The 19347-nt window shown below is 47.6% G+C and carries 13 protein-coding genes; 6 read left to right on the forward strand and 7 right to left on the reverse strand.

Annotation, left to right across the window (positions count from 1 at the left end; translation table 11 throughout):
• Positions 1–53 precede the first annotated feature (53 nt).
• Entirely contained in the window at positions 54–5048 is a 4995-nt protein-coding gene (locus tag J0895_RS02260; protein ID WP_207086516.1) for a WD40 domain-containing protein, read from the forward strand.
• A gap of 10 nt (positions 5049–5058) precedes the next feature.
• Here J0895_RS02260 and J0895_RS02265 read toward each other — a convergent pair whose 3' ends face one another.
• Entirely contained in the window at positions 5059–5712 is a 654-nt protein-coding gene (locus J0895_RS02265; protein WP_207086517.1) for an OmpA/MotB family protein, read from the reverse strand.
• A gap of 117 nt (positions 5713–5829) precedes the next feature.
• Complete coding sequence (locus tag J0895_RS02270) at positions 5830–7209, reverse strand: hypothetical protein (RefSeq protein WP_207086518.1); 1380 nt, start codon at positions 7207–7209, stop codon at positions 5830–5832.
• Between the two features lie 233 nt (positions 7210–7442).
• Here J0895_RS02270 and J0895_RS02275 point away from each other — a divergent pair, with 233 nt between their 5' ends.
• Positions 7443–10010, forward strand: a complete 2568-nt coding sequence (locus tag J0895_RS02275; RefSeq protein WP_207086519.1) for a PAS domain-containing sensor histidine kinase — start codon at positions 7443–7445, stop codon at positions 10008–10010.
• Here the strand turns inward: J0895_RS02275 and J0895_RS02280 are convergent.
• Positions 9991–10131, reverse strand: a complete 141-nt coding sequence (locus J0895_RS02280) for a hypothetical protein (protein WP_207086520.1) — start codon at positions 10129–10131, stop codon at positions 9991–9993. The genes J0895_RS02275 and J0895_RS02280 overlap by 20 nt on opposite strands.
• Positions 10132–10608: 477 nt before the next feature.
• Between J0895_RS02280 and J0895_RS02285 the strand changes: the two genes are divergently transcribed.
• The 4 genes from J0895_RS02285 (at position 10609) to J0895_RS02300 (ending at position 15008) form a co-directional block, all read left to right on the forward strand.
• On the forward strand, positions 10609–12366 hold the full coding sequence (locus J0895_RS02285) for a hybrid sensor histidine kinase/response regulator (protein WP_207086521.1): 1758 nt from the start codon (positions 10609–10611) through the stop codon (positions 12364–12366).
• A 150-nt stretch (positions 12367–12516) separates the two neighbouring features.
• Positions 12517–14154, forward strand: a complete 1638-nt coding sequence (locus J0895_RS02290; protein WP_207086522.1) for an AAA family ATPase — start codon at positions 12517–12519, stop codon at positions 14152–14154.
• A gap of 47 nt (positions 14155–14201) precedes the next feature.
• Positions 14202–14576, forward strand: coding sequence for a DUF1257 domain-containing protein (locus J0895_RS02295; protein ID WP_207086523.1), 375 nt, complete (start codon positions 14202–14204; stop codon positions 14574–14576).
• A gap of 24 nt (positions 14577–14600) precedes the next feature.
• The gene (locus tag J0895_RS02300; protein ID WP_207086524.1) at positions 14601–15008 is read left to right on the forward strand and encodes a DUF1257 domain-containing protein; all 408 of its coding nucleotides are present in this window, start codon (positions 14601–14603) and stop codon (positions 15006–15008) included.
• Positions 15009–15445: 437 nt separating this feature from the next.
• Here J0895_RS02300 and J0895_RS02305 read toward each other — a convergent pair whose 3' ends face one another.
• The 4 genes from J0895_RS02305 to J0895_RS02320 all read right to left on the reverse strand — a co-directional run bounded on the left by J0895_RS02305 (position 15446) and on the right by J0895_RS02320 (position 19281).
• Positions 15446–17023: an Hsp70 family protein gene (locus tag J0895_RS02305; protein ID WP_207086525.1), complete on the reverse strand. Its 1578-nt coding sequence runs from the start codon at positions 17021–17023 to the stop codon at positions 15446–15448.
• 57 nt (positions 17024–17080) lie between these two features.
• The gene (locus J0895_RS02310; RefSeq protein WP_207086526.1) at positions 17081–17863 is read right to left on the reverse strand and encodes an XRE family transcriptional regulator; all 783 of its coding nucleotides are present in this window, start codon (positions 17861–17863) and stop codon (positions 17081–17083) included.
• A gap of 12 nt (positions 17864–17875) precedes the next feature.
• Complete coding sequence (locus J0895_RS02315) at positions 17876–18088, reverse strand: DUF2997 domain-containing protein (protein ID WP_207086527.1); 213 nt, start codon at positions 18086–18088, stop codon at positions 17876–17878.
• A gap of 221 nt (positions 18089–18309) precedes the next feature.
• Positions 18310–19281, reverse strand: coding sequence for a lysylphosphatidylglycerol synthase domain-containing protein (locus J0895_RS02320; RefSeq protein ID WP_207086535.1), 972 nt, complete (start codon positions 19279–19281; stop codon positions 18310–18312).
• Positions 19282–19347: the final 66 nt, after the last annotated feature.

Below are 19347 nucleotides of genomic sequence, written 5' to 3' on the forward strand. Positions count from 1 at the left end.
CCCTGCCTAAAATCCCGAGTCGAGTACCCAAAACCCACGATGACGGTTGAACCATGATGAATCTACAGTATGACGACGCCGAAGTCAGGCGCAATCAACAATCTTTAAAGGTTTTACATCGGGCCATTTCCTTTTCTCAAGGTCAGTTTTCCCTGATTTTGGCGCGGTGTAACTATGCCAGTTTGCGCGATCGCGTGACTGCAGATTTGCATGATTCCGTCTCTGTAGAGATTCGCGAACTTCATCTGCCGACTTCTGTTCGGACGCTGTACAAAACCATCCAAGATGAAATTGGCACAGAACAACCCCAGGCATTAATGGTCTTTGGACTCGAATCGGTCAGTCATTTAGACTCCCTGTTTATGGCGGCCAATCAGGTTCGGGAAGAGTTTAGAAAGCACTTTCCCTTTCCGATTGTTTTTTGGGTGGATGACCGGGTTTTAAAAAGTTTTATTCGGGTGGCCCCCGACTTTGAAAGTTGGGCCACCAGTACGGAGTTTTCTCTCTCGACAACGGCGGCGATCGAGACGATCGCGATCAGTGTTGATCGGGTATTCTCCGAAGTGGTGGAACTGGGTTCCCTCAACTTTATTCCCAACTCCACGATTCTCGGACCCCGCAACTGCTTGGAGTTAGAATTTGCCAAACAAGAATTAAGCGATCGTCAGGTGCAGTTGGTTCCGGAACTGGAAGCGAGTTTACACTTTGTGCTAGGACGGGATGATTATGCCAGCGATCGCCTGGATTTGGCCTTAAAACGCTATCACCAAAGCTTGGCCTTTTGGCAACAACAAATCCCCGATTCCTCCAGCTACAGCGGGGAAAAAGACGCTATTGCCTGGGGAGAGTGCCAGTCCAGGCCCTTCATTCCCCTCACCGGTGCCCCCTCTCCCTTGATTTGGGAGATGCCACCCCTGCGGTATTACTTGCAACAGGGTGTGGTGTTGTTTCACATCGGACTGTGTTACTGTCGTCTGGCACAACTGGCTCAACCCCAGGAACAGCAGCATTTACAACAGGCCCGGTCTTATTTAGAAGACTGTGTCCGCGTCTTTGAGGAGTCCAGACATCCGGAATTAGTCGCCAAGTTTATCGGACAACTGGGTGAGATTTTGCAGCGGTTACAGGCATGGGATGCCTTATCCATTGTTGCCAAAAAGTCGATTACCTTACATCAACAGGGCAAACCCCAGGAGTTGGCCCGGGATTATGGATTTTTGGCCGAAGTGGCGTTGCAGCAGTCCCAGTGGGAAAAAGCTCGGAATTTTGCCGAACGCGCCCTAGAGGTCCTCTCCCATGCCCCCAAGGTGCTGATTCCCCGGCCTGATGGGTTATATTTACTGTTGTTGGCCCGGGCTTTTGCTCAGTTGGGTCAAGGGGAACAGGCGATCGCTCACTTGCATCGGGCAGAAAAGCAGACCGATCCGCAGTATGACTTACAGTTATATCGCCGGATTTTAGAGGAGTTGCGATCGCTGTATTTTCACCAGTCGGAATATCTTTCAGCCTTTGAAATCAAGCAAAAACTTCGGGCTATCGAGGCTCAGTTTGGCTTACGGGCTTTTATTGGGGCTGGACGTTTACAAGCGCGACTGCATACTTTAAATCCCTCTATGATGGTGAGTGTTCCACCCACTCATGTTCCCGTGGAAATTGCGACATCGGGACGGGAAGGGGATGTAAATCGCTTAATTGAACGCTTGGGTCGGAATGACTACCGACTCACGGTGATTCATGGTCATTCGGGGGTCGGAAAAAGTTCCCTGGTTCAAGCGGGATTAGTGCCGGTCCTCAAACAAACTGCGATCGCCGCTAGAAATGCCTTCCCGGTTCTCCTGCAAGTGTACACCGATTGGGTCACGGGCTTGAAGCAAGGCATCCAACGGGGTCTGGAAGAGTCTGGATTTGACCGGGACGACTCGGGCCGATTAACCGGAAAGCGGACCTCAAGCCTCGATTTCAATGCCAATCAGTTCTCGGAAAATGTTCAAGAATTACTCGAAGAACTGCATCGCAATAACGAGCGCAATCTACTCACAGTTTTAATTTTTGACCAATTTGAGGAATTCTTTTTTGTTGAAACTGACCCGGGTCAGAGACAGCAATTTTATCAATTTTTAAATGCCTGTGTCAATGTTCCCTTTGTGAAAGTAATCTTTTCTTTACGAGAAGATTACTTACATTATTTGCTGGAATGCGAACGCCTCGGAAATCTGGAGGTGGTGGATCAAGATATCCTGAATAAAAAGTTCCGCTATTACCTGGGCAATCTCTCTCAGGCGAAAGCGCGTCAGGTGATTGAAAGCTTGACCGAACGGGCTCAATTTTATTTAGAACCAGCCTTAATTGAGGAATTGGTTGAGGACCTGGCCGATCGCGTTGGGGAGGTGCGTCCGATTGAGTTACAAGTGGTCGGTGCACAACTGCAAGCCGAGAATATCACCACCTTAGCCCAATATCGGGAATCTGGACCGAAAGAGAAATTGGTGCAGCGCTTCTTAGAAGAGGCGATCGCAGACTGCGGCCCGGAGAATGAATATACAGCGCGGTTGTTGCTGTATTTCCTCACGGAAGAAAGCGGCATTCGTCCCCTGAAAAAGCAAGCAGAACTATTAGCCGATTTAACCCCAGAATTAGCGGTTCATCCCGATAATTTAGAAGAGATTTTAAAAATCTTAGAAAAGGCGGGGTTAGTGTTTGTGCTGCCGGAACTTCCAGAAAGCCGCTATCAGTTAGTTCATGATTATTTAGTTAAATTTATCCGGGAACAGGACCGCATCCAAGCCGGATTAAAAGGGTTAAGAAAAAAAAATAAAGAGTTGCAAGCGACGAATTTAAAACTGTATGAAGAAAACCAAGTTCAGGCAGAGTTAACCCAATCCAAGGAAAAAGCCAAGCAGATGCAAACTACACTGAATTGGATTCTCGCGATCATGGTTGCCGGATTTGGTTTGTTAAGTTGGCAAACGTTTTCTAAAAGCCTCAAAGCTGAGATTGCTGAACTGGAAGCCAAAAATTTATCTTCGGAAGCATTACGCCTGAAAAACAACGAATTTGGGGCGTTGGTGAATAGCATTCAGGTGGGGCAGAAAACCTCCGAAATCATGCGATCGCCCCTGTCGTTGGAAATGCAGACCGCCAGTGTCTTACAACTGGCCTATACCGTTCGCGAAATCAACCGCTTAGAACACCATAAAAACAGTGTAGTCAGCGTCACCTTTTCCAACGATGGCGAACTGATTGCCACCGCCAGTACCGATAAAACCGTTAAACTGTTTACGGCTGAGGGCGACTTATTATGGACCCTGAATGGTCATAAAAAGCCCGTGACCCGAGTCGCATTTAGTCCTGATGGACAAACCATCGCCTCCACCAGTACCGATCGCACGATCAAACTTTGGCAGCGGGATGGCACATTGATCCGCACCCTCACTGGCCATAGTCTGGGCGTCACTAGCGCCAGCTTCAGTCCCGATGGACAAATAATCGCCTCTAGCAGTCTAGATAGAACCATTAAACTCTGGAACCTCCAGGGACAGTTACTCCGAACCATCAATACGGAGAATGCAGCAATTCTGTTCGTGCGATTTGACCCCGATGGACAGACAATCGCTGCTGCCAGCTTAGATAACACCGTAAAACTGTGGGACACTAACGGCAACGCGATCGGCACCTTTACCGGCCATGAACAAGGAGTAACCAGTGTGAGTTTCTCCCCCGATGGACAAACCCTCGCCTCCGGTAGCATCGATAAAACCGTGAAACTGTGGAGACGCAACGGCACCGAAATCGCCACCCTGCGCGGACATACAGAAACCGTCCTCGGAGTCAACTTCAGTCCCGATGGCACTACCGTTGCCAGCGCCAGTGTCGATCGCACGGCCAAATTGTGGCGTCAAGACCCCGAAACGAACCAATGGGTCGAAAGTGATACTCTCCAGGGACATCGCGATGAAGTCTGGAGTGTGAGCTTTTCTCCCGATGGCCAAACCATTGCTACCGCCAGTCTGGACAACACCGTGAAACTCTGGAAGAGTGTTCCCCGACAACTTCCGGGATTTCGGGAACATACCGATGAAGTTTTGGTGGTGGCTTTTTCTCCCAATGGCCGAGTGCTCGCCTCCGCCAGCAAAGATAACACGGTCATGCTATGGGAACCCAACGGGAGGAAAATTGCTGACTTAAAGGGACATGAGGATGCCGTCTGGAACCTGAGTTTTAGTCCCGATGGCGAACTCTTTGCCACGGCAAGCGCTGACAATACGGTAAAACTCTGGAGTAAATCCAAACAGGATTTAGTCGCCACTTTAGAGGGTCATCAGGACCGAGTTTTGGGAATCGATTTCAGTCCCGATGGACAACAGGTGATCTCTGGAAGTGGGGACGGGATGGTGATTCTCTGGAGTAAGACGGGAGAACGACTTCGCACATTTCGGGCGGATGAAAATTCCCTGAATAGTGTTACCTTTTCCCCAGATGGTAAACGCATTGCCACCGCTGGGGGAGATACGGTCAAACTTTGGAATTTAGAGGGGAAACTGGTGCGATCCATCGGGGAACATCAGGGTGAGGTATATAGTGTGACCTTCTCTCCCGATGGAGAACAGATTGCCACAGCGAGTCAAGATAAAACGGTAAAAATTTGGAGTAAAGACGGCAGGGCGATCGCCACCCTAGAGGGACATATTCGGTCCGTGTACTGGGTGACTTACAGTCCCAATGGACAACTGATTGCGACGGCGAGTGAAGATAAGACGGTGAAACTTTGGACCAAAGACGGCAAGGCGATCGCCACCCTAGAAGGTCACAATGATGCGGTTCTGAGTCTAAGTTTCAGTCCAGATAGTAAAACTTTGGCTTCTTCTAGTAAAGATAAAACCGTGATTTTATGGAACTTGAACCTGGAAGATTTGTTAACCCGCAGTTGCCTGTGGGTGGATGATTATTTGGCGAATAATTCCCGGGTGAGAGAAGGCGATCGGGCGGTCTGTGATGAGATTTTGGGGGAGAAAAAAGAGGGGTTTGAATTGTGGGGGAATGGGGAGTGAACCACTGATTTCACGGATTTTCACTGATGGGATTTTCCCCTCGGAATTGGAATCGAAATACTACCTTGCGATCGCTGGGGTTATCATATTCTGGTTCAGCTTCAATTTCTCCCCGTCCAGCGGCCATGATTTTGGGGGTTAATTCTGGTTTATTCGGAAACTGGAGTTCTTCGGAAAATATATATCGTGTCACCGCCAATGATCGCATTAGACTTAATTCCATATTCGTTTCATAAGACCCTTTAGAACTGGTATGACCTTCGATAATCACTCGGGAAATTTCTCGCTCAAAGTCCGGATTAGAAAAAATTATCTGACTATACAGGGGAATAAATTTACTCAACTCTGCCTTCCCCTCTGGTTTCAGTTGGGCGCTCCCTTCATCAAATAAAATCGCCTCTCGCACACTCACTTCCCCGGTTTCTTCGTTCACCTTAACATCGATTTCATTGCCTTTCAAATGTCCCACCAGTTCTCCCACAAAGATGCGCCGCTGTTGGGATAATTGCTCTTTCGCTTCCTGGAGTTGCAGCAGGGTTGTAATAAACAGCAAGGCAAATACCATCAAGACTCCAGACATTAAATCCGCGATCGCTAGATAAAAGCTGGAGTTGTCCGAATCTTCGTCTTCGATATTGAGCGGTACTTTATTAAAATTTAGCATAAATCACAACAATAAATTCCCCAATTCTCGTGAATAATCTCGTGACTGGGCTCCGCCGAGTCACGCATTTTGGAGGCTCTGCCTCCAGTCAAACAAAACTACACCATAACCCACCCATTAAGACCCAGACTTTCTCTGATTCACCCCATTTCGCCACTCTTCCAACAACATTTGTTCAATTTTCACTCGATGGTCCAGGGCAGCCTCCAACGCTTCTCTTAACCCATCAAATGTATCAGCAGCATCAGCGGTACTCTGTCGAAATGCACGGCGTTGAGACTCCATGATTTGAACGGTTTGAGAAAAGAAATCTTGCAATTGGCTTTGATAGATTTCCGTACATTGTTCTAAATAATTCTCCATCGTTTGATTCGTCGTCAACAGGGTTTCATTCATCTCCTGCAAGCCAACAATTAACTCAATTTTGGCGGTTTGAATTAGGGTGGAGGCTTCTGTTCCCACGGTTTCTAAGGTATGGGATTGTTGCTGAAAACTGGTACTGGCTTGAGTTAAGAGTTCCAACGTGCGTTGGTGGAGTTGTTCGAGCATTTGCTGTTCGAGTTGCGCCCGATCTCGGAGGGTTTGTTGGAGGTTAGTTTGCAAGGTTTCTTGAAGCTTGGTGCTGATTTTTTCCAGCCGATCGCCGGTTTCTCGGTGTTGGGTTTCTATGACAACCAGCAGCCGATTGAAGTCCTGGGATAAGGTGGTTAGGGTTTGGGAGAGTTGCTGGATCACTGCTGAATTTTCCGCTGCTGTGGGGTGCGGATTCTCTTTGGAGGCGATCGCCTCTAATGCGGTGGAAATCTTCTCCAATACTGGGGTGAGTTCCGTGACAATCGGTTGTCCCTGAGTCCCTGTCTGGGGGGTTTGTGCTCTGTTGAGGGCGCTAGGATTGGGTTCTAGGATAAACAGGCGATCGATTTGGATGCGGAGGCGATCGCGCCAGGATTGTCGCAGTCCATTCGTCCCAAACAATACCACAGTAAAAATACTCCCCAACCCTAACCCCATCAAAGAACTCGAAAAAGCGGTTCTCATCCCCATTAAAAGGGTTTGAATGGCTGCTAACAAATCTGATGACTGGGTAACCCCAAAACTCACCCCTTGTAACCCCGCCTGAATGCCATAAAATGTGCCTAAAATTCCGATGGCTGTACATAAATTCGGCACGAGTTGCAGAGAACTTCGAGGAGAAATCTGTAAAACTTGGGGATAATGTTGTAAAATAAAGTAACCGTTTTGTTGAATGGGTTGCTGATAGTTATCTAGTAAAATGTGGTCGGATAGCCAAGTTGAAATCTGGGGTTTTGGCAGGTTATTTTTATCCCGTTGCCAGTTTTTTAAAAAACCTAAAGCGGTGGCGACAAGTTGAGTCTCATGGCGATATCGAATGGTTTGATAAATCTCGACGAAAACAGCGGCGAGAAATACCAATAAAACTAACCCATGAAATACGGTATTATTCCAAATGATGCTCCCAACTACATGAAATGGCATAAAGTCCTCTGAGTCTAGTGTCGTCAATGAGTGCGATCGCTCAACAGTCTAACCGGATTTTACCCGGGCAACCGAGTCTTACTTAGGTCCCTTGCTTATGTTCCCTAGCAACCCGTAATATTCATCCCATCTCCCGAAATAACTCTCTTCAATAATGGTCTCGCTTAGAGGAACTCCTGTCAACCGGGAATGTTAAAATTTAACGAGGGAGATTGGGAAAAAGGGGGGTTTTTATGACGAATCAGAATCGGGGACCGATGGATTTTGAGGCGGGCGATCGCCTCACTCAATCCCTTCAAGAACAGCTTGCATTGGCACAGCGTCGTTGTGAAGCAGTGGAGTTGGCGTTAGAACAGATGCAAGCGGAATTAACCAATGCTCAGACTCGGCAAGAGACCGCAGCAGCCTCTCCAAAAAGTGCCGAACTATACCAAAATATTTTTGAAAACGCACCGATTGGGATGGTTTTAATCAGTTTGGAGACGCAAGCTTTTGTTGAAGTTAATCCCACCTTTTGTAATCTGTTGGGCTATTCTGATTCAGAACTAGCGACCCTGACTTTTGGGGAGATTACTGTTCCAGACAATCGGGAAAAAGAGGGAGAATTTCTCCTGCAAAGGGATGAGCGCCCGGAAATTTTCAGCTATCAAACAGAACAACGGTTGATTCGCAAGAATGGGGAGATTTTGTGGGTCCATCTATGCGTTTCGGTCCTGGAGGATAGTCAGGGGAATCCGCTGTATCTGTTGGGGACAATTCAGGATGATAGCGATCGCCTCCGCACTCAATGTGCCCTCCAGGAGAGTCAAGAACGACTGGCAAATGTTTTGGATACCTTGCCGCTTGGGGTGTGGATTACGGATGCCGAAGGGACGATTATTCAAGGAAATCCAGCGGGCCAAAAAATTTGGGGCGGTGTTCGATATGTGGGAATGGACAGCTATCATGAATATAAAGGATGGTGGCCCGATACAGGAGAGCAACTTTCTAGCGAAGAATGGGCGTTATCCCGAACCTTGCGAACGGGAGAAAGCATTTTAAATGAAGAAATTGACATTGAAGATTTTAACGGTAAGCGCAAAACAATTCTCAACTCGACGATGCCGTTAAGAAATCAATCCGGGGTGATGGTTGGGGCAATTTTTGTCAATCAAGATATCACACAGCAACGGTTGGTGGAAAATGCGCTGTGGGAAAATCAGCGGTTGATTCAACAAATTGCTGAGGCGACTCCCACGATTTTATATGTTTACGACTTGGTGGAAAATCGGAATATCTATTCTAACCAACATCTCAACGAAATTCTCGGTTACCTTCCCCAAGAAGTGCAAAAGATGGGACCGAATTTTTTGCCGAATTCGATTCATCCGGAAGATTGGCCCAGGGTGGTGGACAACCGCTTAAAATTAATGTCGTCCAAGGATGAAGAAATTATAGAAACTGAGTACCGGATGCGGGATGCTCAGGGAGAATGGCACTGGTTAGTGAGTCGAGATACTATCTTTGCGCGCACGCAGGAAGGGGCTGCAAAACAAATTCTCGGGATGGGTTTAGATATTAGTCTTCGCAAGCGAGCAGAGGCAGAATTGGCGGAATATCGTCAACAATTGGAGGCATTAGTTCAGCGTCGCACAGCAGAACTTCAAAACACGAATCAACAGTTGGAACGGGAAATTGCCGATCGCATTCGCGCAGAGCTCCAGCTACGAGAGAGCGAAACTCGGTATCGGTTGTTAGCTGAAAATGCCACGGATATGATTACAACTCATACTCCCTCGGGAGTATATCAATATGTTTCCCCGTCCTGTTTCACCCTGCTGGGGTATCACTATACTGAATTAATCGGGCATTTGGCTTATGAATGGATACATCCCGATGATATCCCCAAGGTGGAAAATTCCCATCGGGCGGTTTTAGAAGCGTTGATGCCGTTCCAGATAGTTTACCGAATTCGTCATAAAGACGGACATTATATTTGGTTTGAGACGAATGCTCAGGCTATCTGTCATCAGGAGACGGGGGAGGTGGTCAAAATTCAGGCAGCTTCCCGGGATATCAGCGATCGCCAGCGCATCGAAAAAGAACTCGCCCAACATACCGCTGATTTAGCCCATTCTAATGCGGATTTAGAGCAATTTGCCTATATTGCCTCTCACGATTTGCAGGAACCCCTCCGCATGGTTGCCAGTTATACTCAATTACTAGCCCGACGCTACCCGGACAAACTCGATGCTCAAGGGGATAAATACATGGCTTATATTCTGGATGGTGCAACTCGGATGCAGCAACTGATTAATGACCTCCTGCAATATTCCCGAGTTGGAACCCACGGAAAATCCTTCGATGTGGTGGATTGTCATGAGATTATGAGGCAGGCTATTTCTAATTTAAAACTCGCCATTCGTCAAAGTGAGGCGCGGATCACTGGGCAGAATTTGCCCAAGGTTTTCGGGGATAAAACTCAATTGCTTCAGTTATTTCAAAATTTGATTGCTAACGCGATTAAATATCGGGGATTGCCACCTCCCGAGGTGCAGATTGAGGCCCGTGATATAGAGGGGGAATGGTTATTTTCTGTCAAGGATAATGGCATTGGCATTGACCCCAAATATGGCGATCGCATCTTTCAAATTTTCCAACGGTTGCATACCCGGGAGGAATATCCCGGGACCGGAATTGGATTAGCCATTTGTAAGCGAATTGTCGAACGACATCGGGGGCATATTTGGGTTGAGTCTGAACCCGATCGCGGGGCGATTTTTTACTTTATTCTGGCTAATTCTAGCCCAATTGAGGAGTGATTTCTGCTTCGGATCTATTACCCCCTGACTCTTGATTCAGGATGGCAGCCCTAACCCGAGGGATAGTCGGATCCGGGCGGCGATCGCGAACTGGATACAGGATAAAAAACAGCAGACGCATGGATTGGGTTTAAACCCTGGCCCTGACGCGATGTAGCAATTGTAGGGTGGGAAAAAGCCCACCTTACTTGCGGTGGGCTTTTTCCCACCCTACTCCTGACTGGATTCAACGCCCGAACCCCTTGTAGTGCGAGCATCTTGCTCGCTATCTTTATAGCAAACGGCACGCAAGACGCGCTATAGCATCCTGATCTATTGCCACAGAATTTTTTCTAAAAACACTTGAAATTTTACTCCTTCGCTGATATGATTTTAAGAAAAAATTCTTTTAATGACCGGAATCAGAATAGAAAGAGAAAAATTCCCAGGATTTGAACCCGGGAGAAACTTTTAAAAGGGTGATTAACCATGACTAAGAGATAGGTTCCCGATTCATTAGACAGAAACCAAACGAGCCAAAGGTCATCAACAATCAAGGTAAAATTAGGAAATAATTTAGTTAACCTTAAATTTAATTTTGTGGGATGAAGCGTAAAATATGAAAATTTTATTGGTGGAAGACAATCTCGCAGATGCAGAATTTCTACAAGAAATACTATCAGGGTTTGGCGAGGAGCAGTTTACGTTTGCTCACGTTTGGCGCGTCAGCGAAGCCCTAAAACAGTTGGCGAAAACTGAGTTTGATTTGGTGTTATTAGATTTATCTTTGCCGGATTCCTGGGGATTAGAAACTCTGATGCAAGTGCAAACCCAAGCCCCCACGATCCCGGTGGTGGTGTTGACGGGTTCTCAGGACGAAGAACAGGCGATCGAGGCGGTTCGCCAAGGCGCACAGGATTATCTACTTAAGGGACAACTGGTGGGCGCATTGTTGGTCCGGGCGATCCACCATGCGATCGAGCGAAATCGCACGTTAGAAGCCCTGCGGCGTAGTGAGGAGCGATTTCAAACCTTGGCAGCCGAACTGGATTTGCAAGTCCAGGAACGCACGCTGCAGTTACAACGCGCCTTAGAAAAAGAAGCGATGCTGAATCGGATTACCGAGAAACTGCGCGATAGTTTGGACGAACGGCAAATTTTGCAGACGGCAGTGAGAGAGTTGGCGGTTGCTTTAGAGTCGGATTATTGTAATGCGACTCTCTACCAAACGTCACCCCAGGCAAAACCGATGTGCTATGAATATGCTCACGACAGGGTGTCGGATTTAGGGCTGGCGATTAGGCAGGTTCCGGAGACTTATGAACCGTTACTGCATCAGGATTGTGTGCAGTTTTGTCCCGTCTTTCTGGAAGAGTTGCCGCAGGGAATAAGCATTCTGGTAACTCCTATTTTTGGCGAAAGTGGGGCGATCGGGAACTTATGTTTATGCAAACCTGCCCAGGAAAGATTCAGTCTCACAGAAATCGCCCTGGTTGAGCAAGTGGCATCCCAATGCGCGATCGCCGTGCGTCAAGCCCGATTGTATCAAGCTTCCCTCGCCCAAGTCCAAGAATTAGAGCGTCTTAATCGCCTGAAAGATGATTTTCTCAGTACCGTCAGCCATGAATTACGCACGCCGATCGCCAATATCAAAATGGCGGTGCAAATTTTGGAAATGGTAGAACAGAAACGGGAACAGGAGTCCTCCCCGGTGACGACGCCATCGGAGGGGAGAGAGAGTAAACCGCCTCATAGCCTGGATCGCGCCGATGGGTATATTAAGATTTTGCGGGATGAGTGCGATCGCGAAATTCGCCTAATCGATAGCATTCTGGAGTTACAACGTCTCGAAGCTGCGATCGAACCCGTCTCTTTTACCCCGGTTTTGATACAACAGTGGGTGGAAAATGTTGTGGCCCCTTTTATCCAAAAAGTGAAAAACACCCAACAAATCTTGGATGTGGATATAGATCCGACACTTCCCCCGATTCTCTGCGATTCAGACATTTTGCAGCGAATTCTCACCGAATTGCTAGAGAATGCCTGCAAATATACCCCCGCCCAAGGCAGGATTACGATTACGGCACATTGCGATCGCTCCCGGTTACATCTGCAAGTGAGCAATTCCAGCCTAGAAATCCCCCCAACGGAATTAACTCACGTTTTTGATAAATTCTACCGCGTTCCCAGTTCCGACCCCTGGAAACATGGGGGAACGGGATTGGGATTAGCCCTGGTTCGTAAACAAACTGAATATATCGGGGGTCAGATTAAAGTGACCAGCGCATTTGGGGAAACCTGTTTTACCCTAGAATTGCCCATTTCCCCCCGGCATTCCGTCACCAAGCCTTGTGAGAAGGTGAACACCGGGTCCTGAATCCCCCCTTGCGCTCATCCCCGATTTATCCCATCCCCGTCCCTAGAATTTCTAAGGTTCCCCTCTCAATTTGACTGCCCAAACCCAAACCTGACCCTGTAAAATGGGAATAGGTTATCACCAACAGTTAAGGGCCTCCCTTGGATTATAATGCTGAATCATCCTGACTCCCCCCAAGTTTACGATGCCGTCCTGGGCGGTCAAACTCAGCCCCTTATGGCCTTAATTGCCCAATTGGATTTAATGATTCGGGCGCGTTATCCAATTCTTTACCTCGTGGCTGTGGAAGAGGAACCTGTGGAGGAAGTATTGCACAAAGTGGCTCAATTGTCAATGCCCCATCGGAAACTTTTGTTTTGGGATATCGTGCGAGGTTGGGGAGATAATGGATCAGCAAAAGGATCAGTAATGGCAGCCCTCGATCGCATCGCCAAAGCACCCCCGCAAGATTCCCTGTTCGTCTTACGCGACTTGCACCCGGTCCTCAAAAACTCCACCTCGGACAAAAATATTCCCGTGATTCGGGAGTTGCGAAATCTCACACGGGAGTTACAGCGATCGCGAAAAACCTTAATTTTAACCGCCTATACCCTCGCTATTCCTCCAGAATTAAGTGAGGAAATCACCGTCATCGATTTCCCCCTCCCCGATGCCGCCCATATTAATGCCTTAATTACAAAATTCGTCAACCCCGAACAACTTAAAATCAAAGGATTAGCCCGGGAACAATTAGTCAAAGCCTGCCAGGGATTGAGTCGCACCCGCATTCAGCGCGTTCTAGCTAAAGCCTTAGCGGATAAACAACAAGTCAACGAAACCGACATTGAAAATGTCCTGGATGAAAAGAAACAAACCATTCGTCAAACCGGAATTTTAGAGTTTTTACCCGCCCGAGAATCCCTCAAAAATGTAGGAGGATTAGACAACCTCAAAACTTGGGTGAGAATGCGAAATAAAGTCTTTAGCGAAGAAGCGCGCCGCTACGGAATTCCTAATCCCAAAGGTGTGTTGCTGGCGGGTATTCAAGGCACAGGCAAATCCCTGTCGGCCAAAACCATTGCCCATGAGTGGCGCTTACCCTTATTACGCTTAGATACGGGGAGATTATTTGGAGGAATTGTCGGTGAAAGCGAGAGTCGATTGCGCCAAATGATTCAACTGGCAGAAGCAATGTCCCCTTGTGTATTATGGATTGATGAAATTGATAAAGCCTTTGGCAATATTTCCGGCGGAACCGATGGGGATTCCGGGACCAGTCGCCGGGTTTTTGGGACTTTAATTACCTGGATGCAGGAAAAAACTGCTCCGGTTTTTATTGTAGCTACGGCTAATAACGTGAAGATTTTACCCGCAGAATTGTTGAGAAAAGGACGATTTGATGAGATATTCTTTTTGAATTTGCCCACAGAAACTGAACGTCGGGAAATTTTTAAAGTTCACTTGATGCGACTGCGCCCGAGTCGGATGCGGGAGTTTGATTTGGGATTACTCGCCCGTCAAACTAACCACTTTAGTGGGGCGGAAATCGAACAAGTGATTATTGATGGAATGCACCGAGCTTTTGGAGGAAATACTACCGAAAAACGCCGAGATTTTACCACGGAGGATATTTTACGGGCGAGTGAAGAAACGGTCCCCTTAGCGGCGATCGCCCGCTATCAAATCGATGAATTGAAACATTGGGCAGCGGAAGCCGGTGCGAGAACTGCTTCCAATGATACCGAATTAACCGAGGAGTTAAAACAGTGGTCTATCCAAAAAGGAATGGATTCCCTGGACTCTGATTAGACCCTGGAAATCGTTCCGCTTACTTAATTGATTTAGGAAAAACTATCATGTCTCATTTTACCACGATTAAAGTTCAAATTAAAAACGGCGAAACCCTCTATCGTTGCTTGCGAGAGTTGGGGTATCACGTTGAGGAAAATACCACAGTCCGAGGGTATCAAAAGCAAACCACTCAGGCGGATTATGTGATTCGACAAAAAAATGGATATGATTTAGGGTTTCGTCGGACTGGAGACACTTATGAGTTAGTGGCAGATTTTTGGGGGGCGCAAATTAATCCCGAGGAATTTGTGCAGGATGTGACTCAAAAATATGCTTATAAAACGTTGATGACATCTGTAGAAGAACAGGGGTTTCAGGTGGAAGAAGAGCAACAATTAGAGGATGGAACGTTGCGGGTTGTTGTGGGGAAATGGATGTAGAGTGACACCGAGGAGTTAAAGAGTATGTCCCATTTTACGAGTATTCAGACGGAGATTCGTCAGATAGAGTATTTGACGAAAGCCTTAGCTGATATGGGGTTTGATTGCGTTGAAGTTCATGAATTTCCCGTCCCTCTGTATGGATTTGAGGGAGATGTTCGAGAGGAATCTGCCCAGGTGATTGTCCGGCGCAAGTTTATCAGTTCGCGGAGTAATGATATTGGATTTAAACGACAAACTGATGGAACGTTTAGGGCGGTGATTTCTGATTATGATTCCCGGGAGTATTCGGGGGAGTGGGTTAAGGTGTTAACTCAGCGTTATGCCTATCATACGCTGATAGGAACTGCGCCTGAAAAAGGGTTTACGGTTGAGGAGGAGGAGGTTTTAGAAGATGGGACAATTCGGGTGATTATTGGTCAGTGGGTTTAGGGGATGGGGAACGACTGAAGTCGTTACTACGAACTAAGAAGAACGACTGAAGTCGTGATGTTGAACTTGGGGAAGAGGGGCTTACAAGAGTAGGTTTTTTACGTTCAGGGGGATTTGCCTCACAATTAAGAACACGAACGGTCCCCTCCCCTTAGCAAGGGGAGGGTTAGGGTGGGGTCCTCCTGACGAGGCTTTGCCACGTCAGGAAGAATTAGTGGGTGGAGTGTCGGAGTGACGAGGCTTTGCCACGTCAGGAAGAAAGAGGTTGGCACCCGGCTTTATACAGGCGCGATTGCCTCCAGTGAGTGCGTGACGTGGCGATCGCCACATCACGAAAACCCCACCCTAACCCGGACCTTGCCAAGGTCCGGGAACCGTTCGTGTTCTTATGCGTAAAAAACCTACTCTTGTAAGGGGAAGAGGGGAGGGCCGATCGCCTATTTTAGTTTGGCGATCGCTTCTTTGTCTACTAGGGTTTCTCCAGTGACTAAATCTCGGACTGTTGCTAGTAAAACGCGCCCTGAGTTGACTTCAAATCGCACGGAAATGCGATCAATGCCGATTTGTCCCGAGGGATTGAGATGGGCGACACAGACGCGATCGCGATCGCGATCTAGGGACCGATATTCTTCCCGTTTGTGTAAGGAACCTCCTATCATCCGTCCCGATTCATCAAACATCACCTCAGCATGGGAAATTTCGGCGACTTCCCCAATATCTAAGCGGATTTCTTGTTGTCCCTCGATCGCCGCTTGTAACATCAACGGTTCCAATCGTTGACAAGGATATTTTACCCCTTTTTCAAACAAGGGAAAATAGGAGTAGGTTTTACAATGGGGGTCCCATAACCGAATGGCGTAACTGTGGCGCAGATAATCCTCGACACTCACATAGTCACTTAATGCTAATGCACCATGCGCTACTGCTTCAAATGGTTTATCCATTTTCACGCGCGATCGGCCAAAATAGGAGACAATCACAGTCTGAACCGCTGGAATTAAACAACTCCCTCCTACCAACAGAACTTGTTCAATTTCTGCTTTACTAATTCCTTTCATTTGGGCGACTGCCAACACCTCATCCAATGCGCCACGCAACTGTTCTAAAAGTTGATGATATTCTAATAGCGCCTCAAAGCGATCGCGACTTAATTCGACTTCGTAGGACATAAAATTTTCATCATCAAACCATGCATCTTTCGCCTCAGTTGCCCGAGACAGGCGCATTTTTAACTTTTCAGCAATTTCTAATAACCGTTGCCAGCCAATTTCGCCAATTTGTGACCGCGATAAACCCTGCCGTTGTAGATAATCTTCCACAATCCAGGTATCAATATCAACCCCGCCAATATACGCATCAGATTTCCCTAAAACCTCCGCTTGTAACGCCGAGTTTCCCGGTTTTACCGGATTCGTGCGAATTAAGCTCAAATCCAGGGTTCCCCCGCCAAAATCCACCACCAACACCACAGAACCAGGTTTTTTGATGGCATAACCGAGGGCTGCTGCGGTAGATTCATCGATAATATTAATTTCGGGAATTTCCAGGCGACTGCCCAATTCTTGAAACCAATCTAAATAGCGCTCAAATGCCCCCACGGGAACAGTAAAAATCAGTTTACTGGGGTTGATTCCACCCCGAGAAAGACGATGGCAAATTTCTTTTAAAAAAGATTCAGAAATGGTAGAGGCAGAGTAGCTTAGTCCATCAATTAACCGGGGGGGTGGTTGAAAATCCGCCGCTAATTCTCGTTTAAATCCTTGAAATAATCGTTCCGGTTGAGCCTGTCCTGACCGGGTAGAAATCACCTGTTGGCCTAAAACAATTTGATTCTTTTCTTTAATAAAAACAACAGTGGGAATGACGGGAATTTCTAAATTTTCCCCGTTCTGTTTTTTACCTTTAAAAATTTTGGAAATTTCCCCAAACCTTAAAGTTTCGGGGGCATTATTATCGGGGTTAAGAATACTAATAACGGTGTTACTGGTGCCAAAATCAATCGCGACTACGGTCATAATTTTCCTAAGCAGGGATTACAGCATCGGGAGAGAAAACTTCAGTTCATAGGGGTTTTAGGAAGAGGGGTTGATCCCACTGGGAAGGGTTCGGCTGACTTTCGCGGGGGACAGAATGCGATCGCCTTGACGATAGCCCACAAAGCGAATATACACCACATCTCCCGGCTGAATCTCATCACAGTCCCCTTGATGGAATTGCGGATTGTAAACCACCGATTCCCAAGGATGACCAATCGGTTCATAGCCCCAATTTTCTAATAAATTATCCAGGGTTGCAAACAAAGCTGTGAGATTTTTAGCCGGTAAATCCGGTTTAATTCTGGCCATTTCTGCGGCAGTGGGATAGTTCGTCAGCAACGTTTGAATTTCCTCAAAGGTAGACTGACAAAAACTCTCCCAAAGCTGGGATTTTTGGTTCTCCAATTCCTCTTTCAAACCCTGGCATTGTTGGCGCAATTGGGCTTCTAATTCAGAGTTGGAGTTGCCGACAACCGGCGCGGTTTCTGATGAAGTGGGTAACGGTTCTAACGCTAACTGGTGTTCTAATTCTCCCATTGACCAATTTAAAGCCTGGGCCAGTTGGCGCAGTTCACCCCAAGGAATATTGCCGATCGCCCCGGACCGAATCTGGCGCAGGCGCAGGGTTGATATCCCGGCTTTTTGCGCTAACTGTTTCCAGTGAATCAGGCCCAATTGCTTCATCCGACTGCCCAAAATAGCATCATACTTTAAGTTTTGATTTTCTATTTCCCCAACCCCTAATACATATAAAACTCCGGCTAGAAGGACAAAGCTAATAACCCAGCCAAACCCGATTAAATTGGGTTCCTCTATCATTAACATTCCTCCCTAAAATTCTTGAATCGATTGAGTTGATTCTGTGACAATATTTTCATCATCTTGATAATACTCCGGTAGCAATTCTTGTGATTCGACTTTGCCGAGGGCTTTCTCAATTTCAGCGGTGGTTTCGCTACAGTTTTGTCCGTTGCCATTGAGGACAGTTTCGATAATTTTACCGTCCTTACCAATGCGATATTCTACTTTGCGATATTCAGACATTCAAACCTCCAGTTGGGTTGATTCCAGGGATGGGGAGTTAGGTCCGCATCCCTGCTTTGTCTTATTTTATTCCCATTGGGCCAGTTGCAACACCCGGCGAGGGTTAAAACCCCCGCCTAATAGCTCAAGTCGGTTAAAAACCGACTAAAAACACCCCCGCCTGTAGGGGCGATTCGCGAATCGCCCCTACAGGCGGGATTGATCCGTCGGGTGTTTGCAACTTAGGCGGGTTTGCCTTTGCCGATCAACGCGGCGATCGCTGCTGCAGAAGCTTCGGCAACCACGCTGATTAGGCGATAGAAGGCAACGGCACCTAAAATAGCTGCTGGGGAAAATTGCTGATCCAACAGGGCGATCGCCGTTGCCTCAAAAATGCCAATGCCCCCCGGTGCACCGGGAACCACCAACCCCAACAACCAGGCAAAACTAAAGGCCCCCATCAACTGCGGTAATTGCCCCGGCTGTATCAAAGTCATTGCTTGCACAGTCAAGATAAATCCCGCCCCGCGCAACAACAAAAATCCCAGTTCTCCTAACAGGGGCAGCAGGGGGTAACGAGTCAGCTTTCCCGCAGTTGGCGGGGAAGACTCTGGGGAGACTTCCAACAGTCCCTCGGTTTTTGGGGGAGCTTTTTTGAGTTTGAGTTTGCTTAAAACTTGAATGATTGGGTTTAAGATCCGGGGATGAATCCCCACAAGGACTCCCCCTAATCCCAGTCCCAACAGAATCGGGGGAACACCGCCTGGGGCAGTTCCCCACAGGGTACTACTGCCCAATCCGGCAATTATTAAGGCAGAAGCTGCCATTAACAGGGGTTCTAGCAAGACGCTAACTACGGCAACGGAAAGGGGCACATCCCGCTTGGCGATCGCCGAAATTCGACCGTAAAAATGCCAGACATTGCCGGGTAAATATTTAGCAATATTGGTGGTGAGATAGACAGACAAACCCCAACCCAAGGGAACCGGGCGATCGAACTCTCGCAGAATCCACAACCACACCCAACCGGACCACAAATGCGCCACAAAGGTCACTCCCAGGGCGATCGCCAGGGCAGTCCAACTGGATCCGGTAATCCGCAGATCCGCAACGGCACCGGCATTATCCTTGAGAGTTTTGACTAGAAAAAATAGGGTGGCCCCGAGAATGACCCACCGTAAAAAAGGTTTTAATTGCGATCGCAGACCAGTCATAAAAAATAAGGGACAATAGAACGCCACAAGAAGTCAGTAATGCCCACCCTACATCCTAACCCTCCG

It is taken from the genome of Phormidium pseudopriestleyi FRX01 (genome assembly GCF_017313335.1).
GTDB classification, from domain to species: domain Bacteria; phylum Cyanobacteriota; class Cyanobacteriia; order Cyanobacteriales; family Laspinemataceae; genus Laspinema; species Laspinema pseudopriestleyi.

What these genes read in the sequence shown, in the direction of transcription:
- J0895_RS02260 (WP_207086516.1), top strand. Translation starts at nt 54, where the DNA reads ATGATGAATCTACAGTATGACGACGCCGAAGTCAGGCGCAATCAACAA.
- J0895_RS02265 (WP_207086517.1), bottom strand. Translation starts at nt 5,712, where the DNA reads ATGCTAAATTTTAATAAAGTACCGCTCAATATCGAAGACGAAGATTCG.
- J0895_RS02270 (WP_207086518.1), bottom strand. Translation starts at nt 7,209, where the DNA reads ATGCCATTTCATGTAGTTGGGAGCATCATTTGGAATAATACCGTATTT.
- J0895_RS02275 (WP_207086519.1), top strand. Translation starts at nt 7,443, where the DNA reads ATGACGAATCAGAATCGGGGACCGATGGATTTTGAGGCGGGCGATCGC.
- J0895_RS02280 (WP_207086520.1), bottom strand. Translation starts at nt 10,131, where the DNA reads ATGCGTCTGCTGTTTTTTATCCTGTATCCAGTTCGCGATCGCCGCCCG.
- J0895_RS02285 (WP_207086521.1), top strand. Translation starts at nt 10,609, where the DNA reads ATGAAAATTTTATTGGTGGAAGACAATCTCGCAGATGCAGAATTTCTA.
- J0895_RS02290 (WP_207086522.1), top strand. Translation starts at nt 12,517, where the DNA reads ATGCTGAATCATCCTGACTCCCCCCAAGTTTACGATGCCGTCCTGGGC.
- J0895_RS02295 (WP_207086523.1), top strand. Translation starts at nt 14,202, where the DNA reads ATGTCTCATTTTACCACGATTAAAGTTCAAATTAAAAACGGCGAAACC.
- J0895_RS02300 (WP_207086524.1), top strand. Translation starts at nt 14,601, where the DNA reads ATGTCCCATTTTACGAGTATTCAGACGGAGATTCGTCAGATAGAGTAT.
- J0895_RS02305 (WP_207086525.1), bottom strand. Translation starts at nt 17,023, where the DNA reads ATGACCGTAGTCGCGATTGATTTTGGCACCAGTAACACCGTTATTAGT.
- J0895_RS02310 (WP_207086526.1), bottom strand. Translation starts at nt 17,863, where the DNA reads ATGATAGAGGAACCCAATTTAATCGGGTTTGGCTGGGTTATTAGCTTT.
- J0895_RS02315 (WP_207086527.1), bottom strand. Translation starts at nt 18,088, where the DNA reads ATGTCTGAATATCGCAAAGTAGAATATCGCATTGGTAAGGACGGTAAA.
- J0895_RS02320 (WP_207086535.1), bottom strand. Translation starts at nt 19,281, where the DNA reads ATGACTGGTCTGCGATCGCAATTAAAACCTTTTTTACGGTGGGTCATT.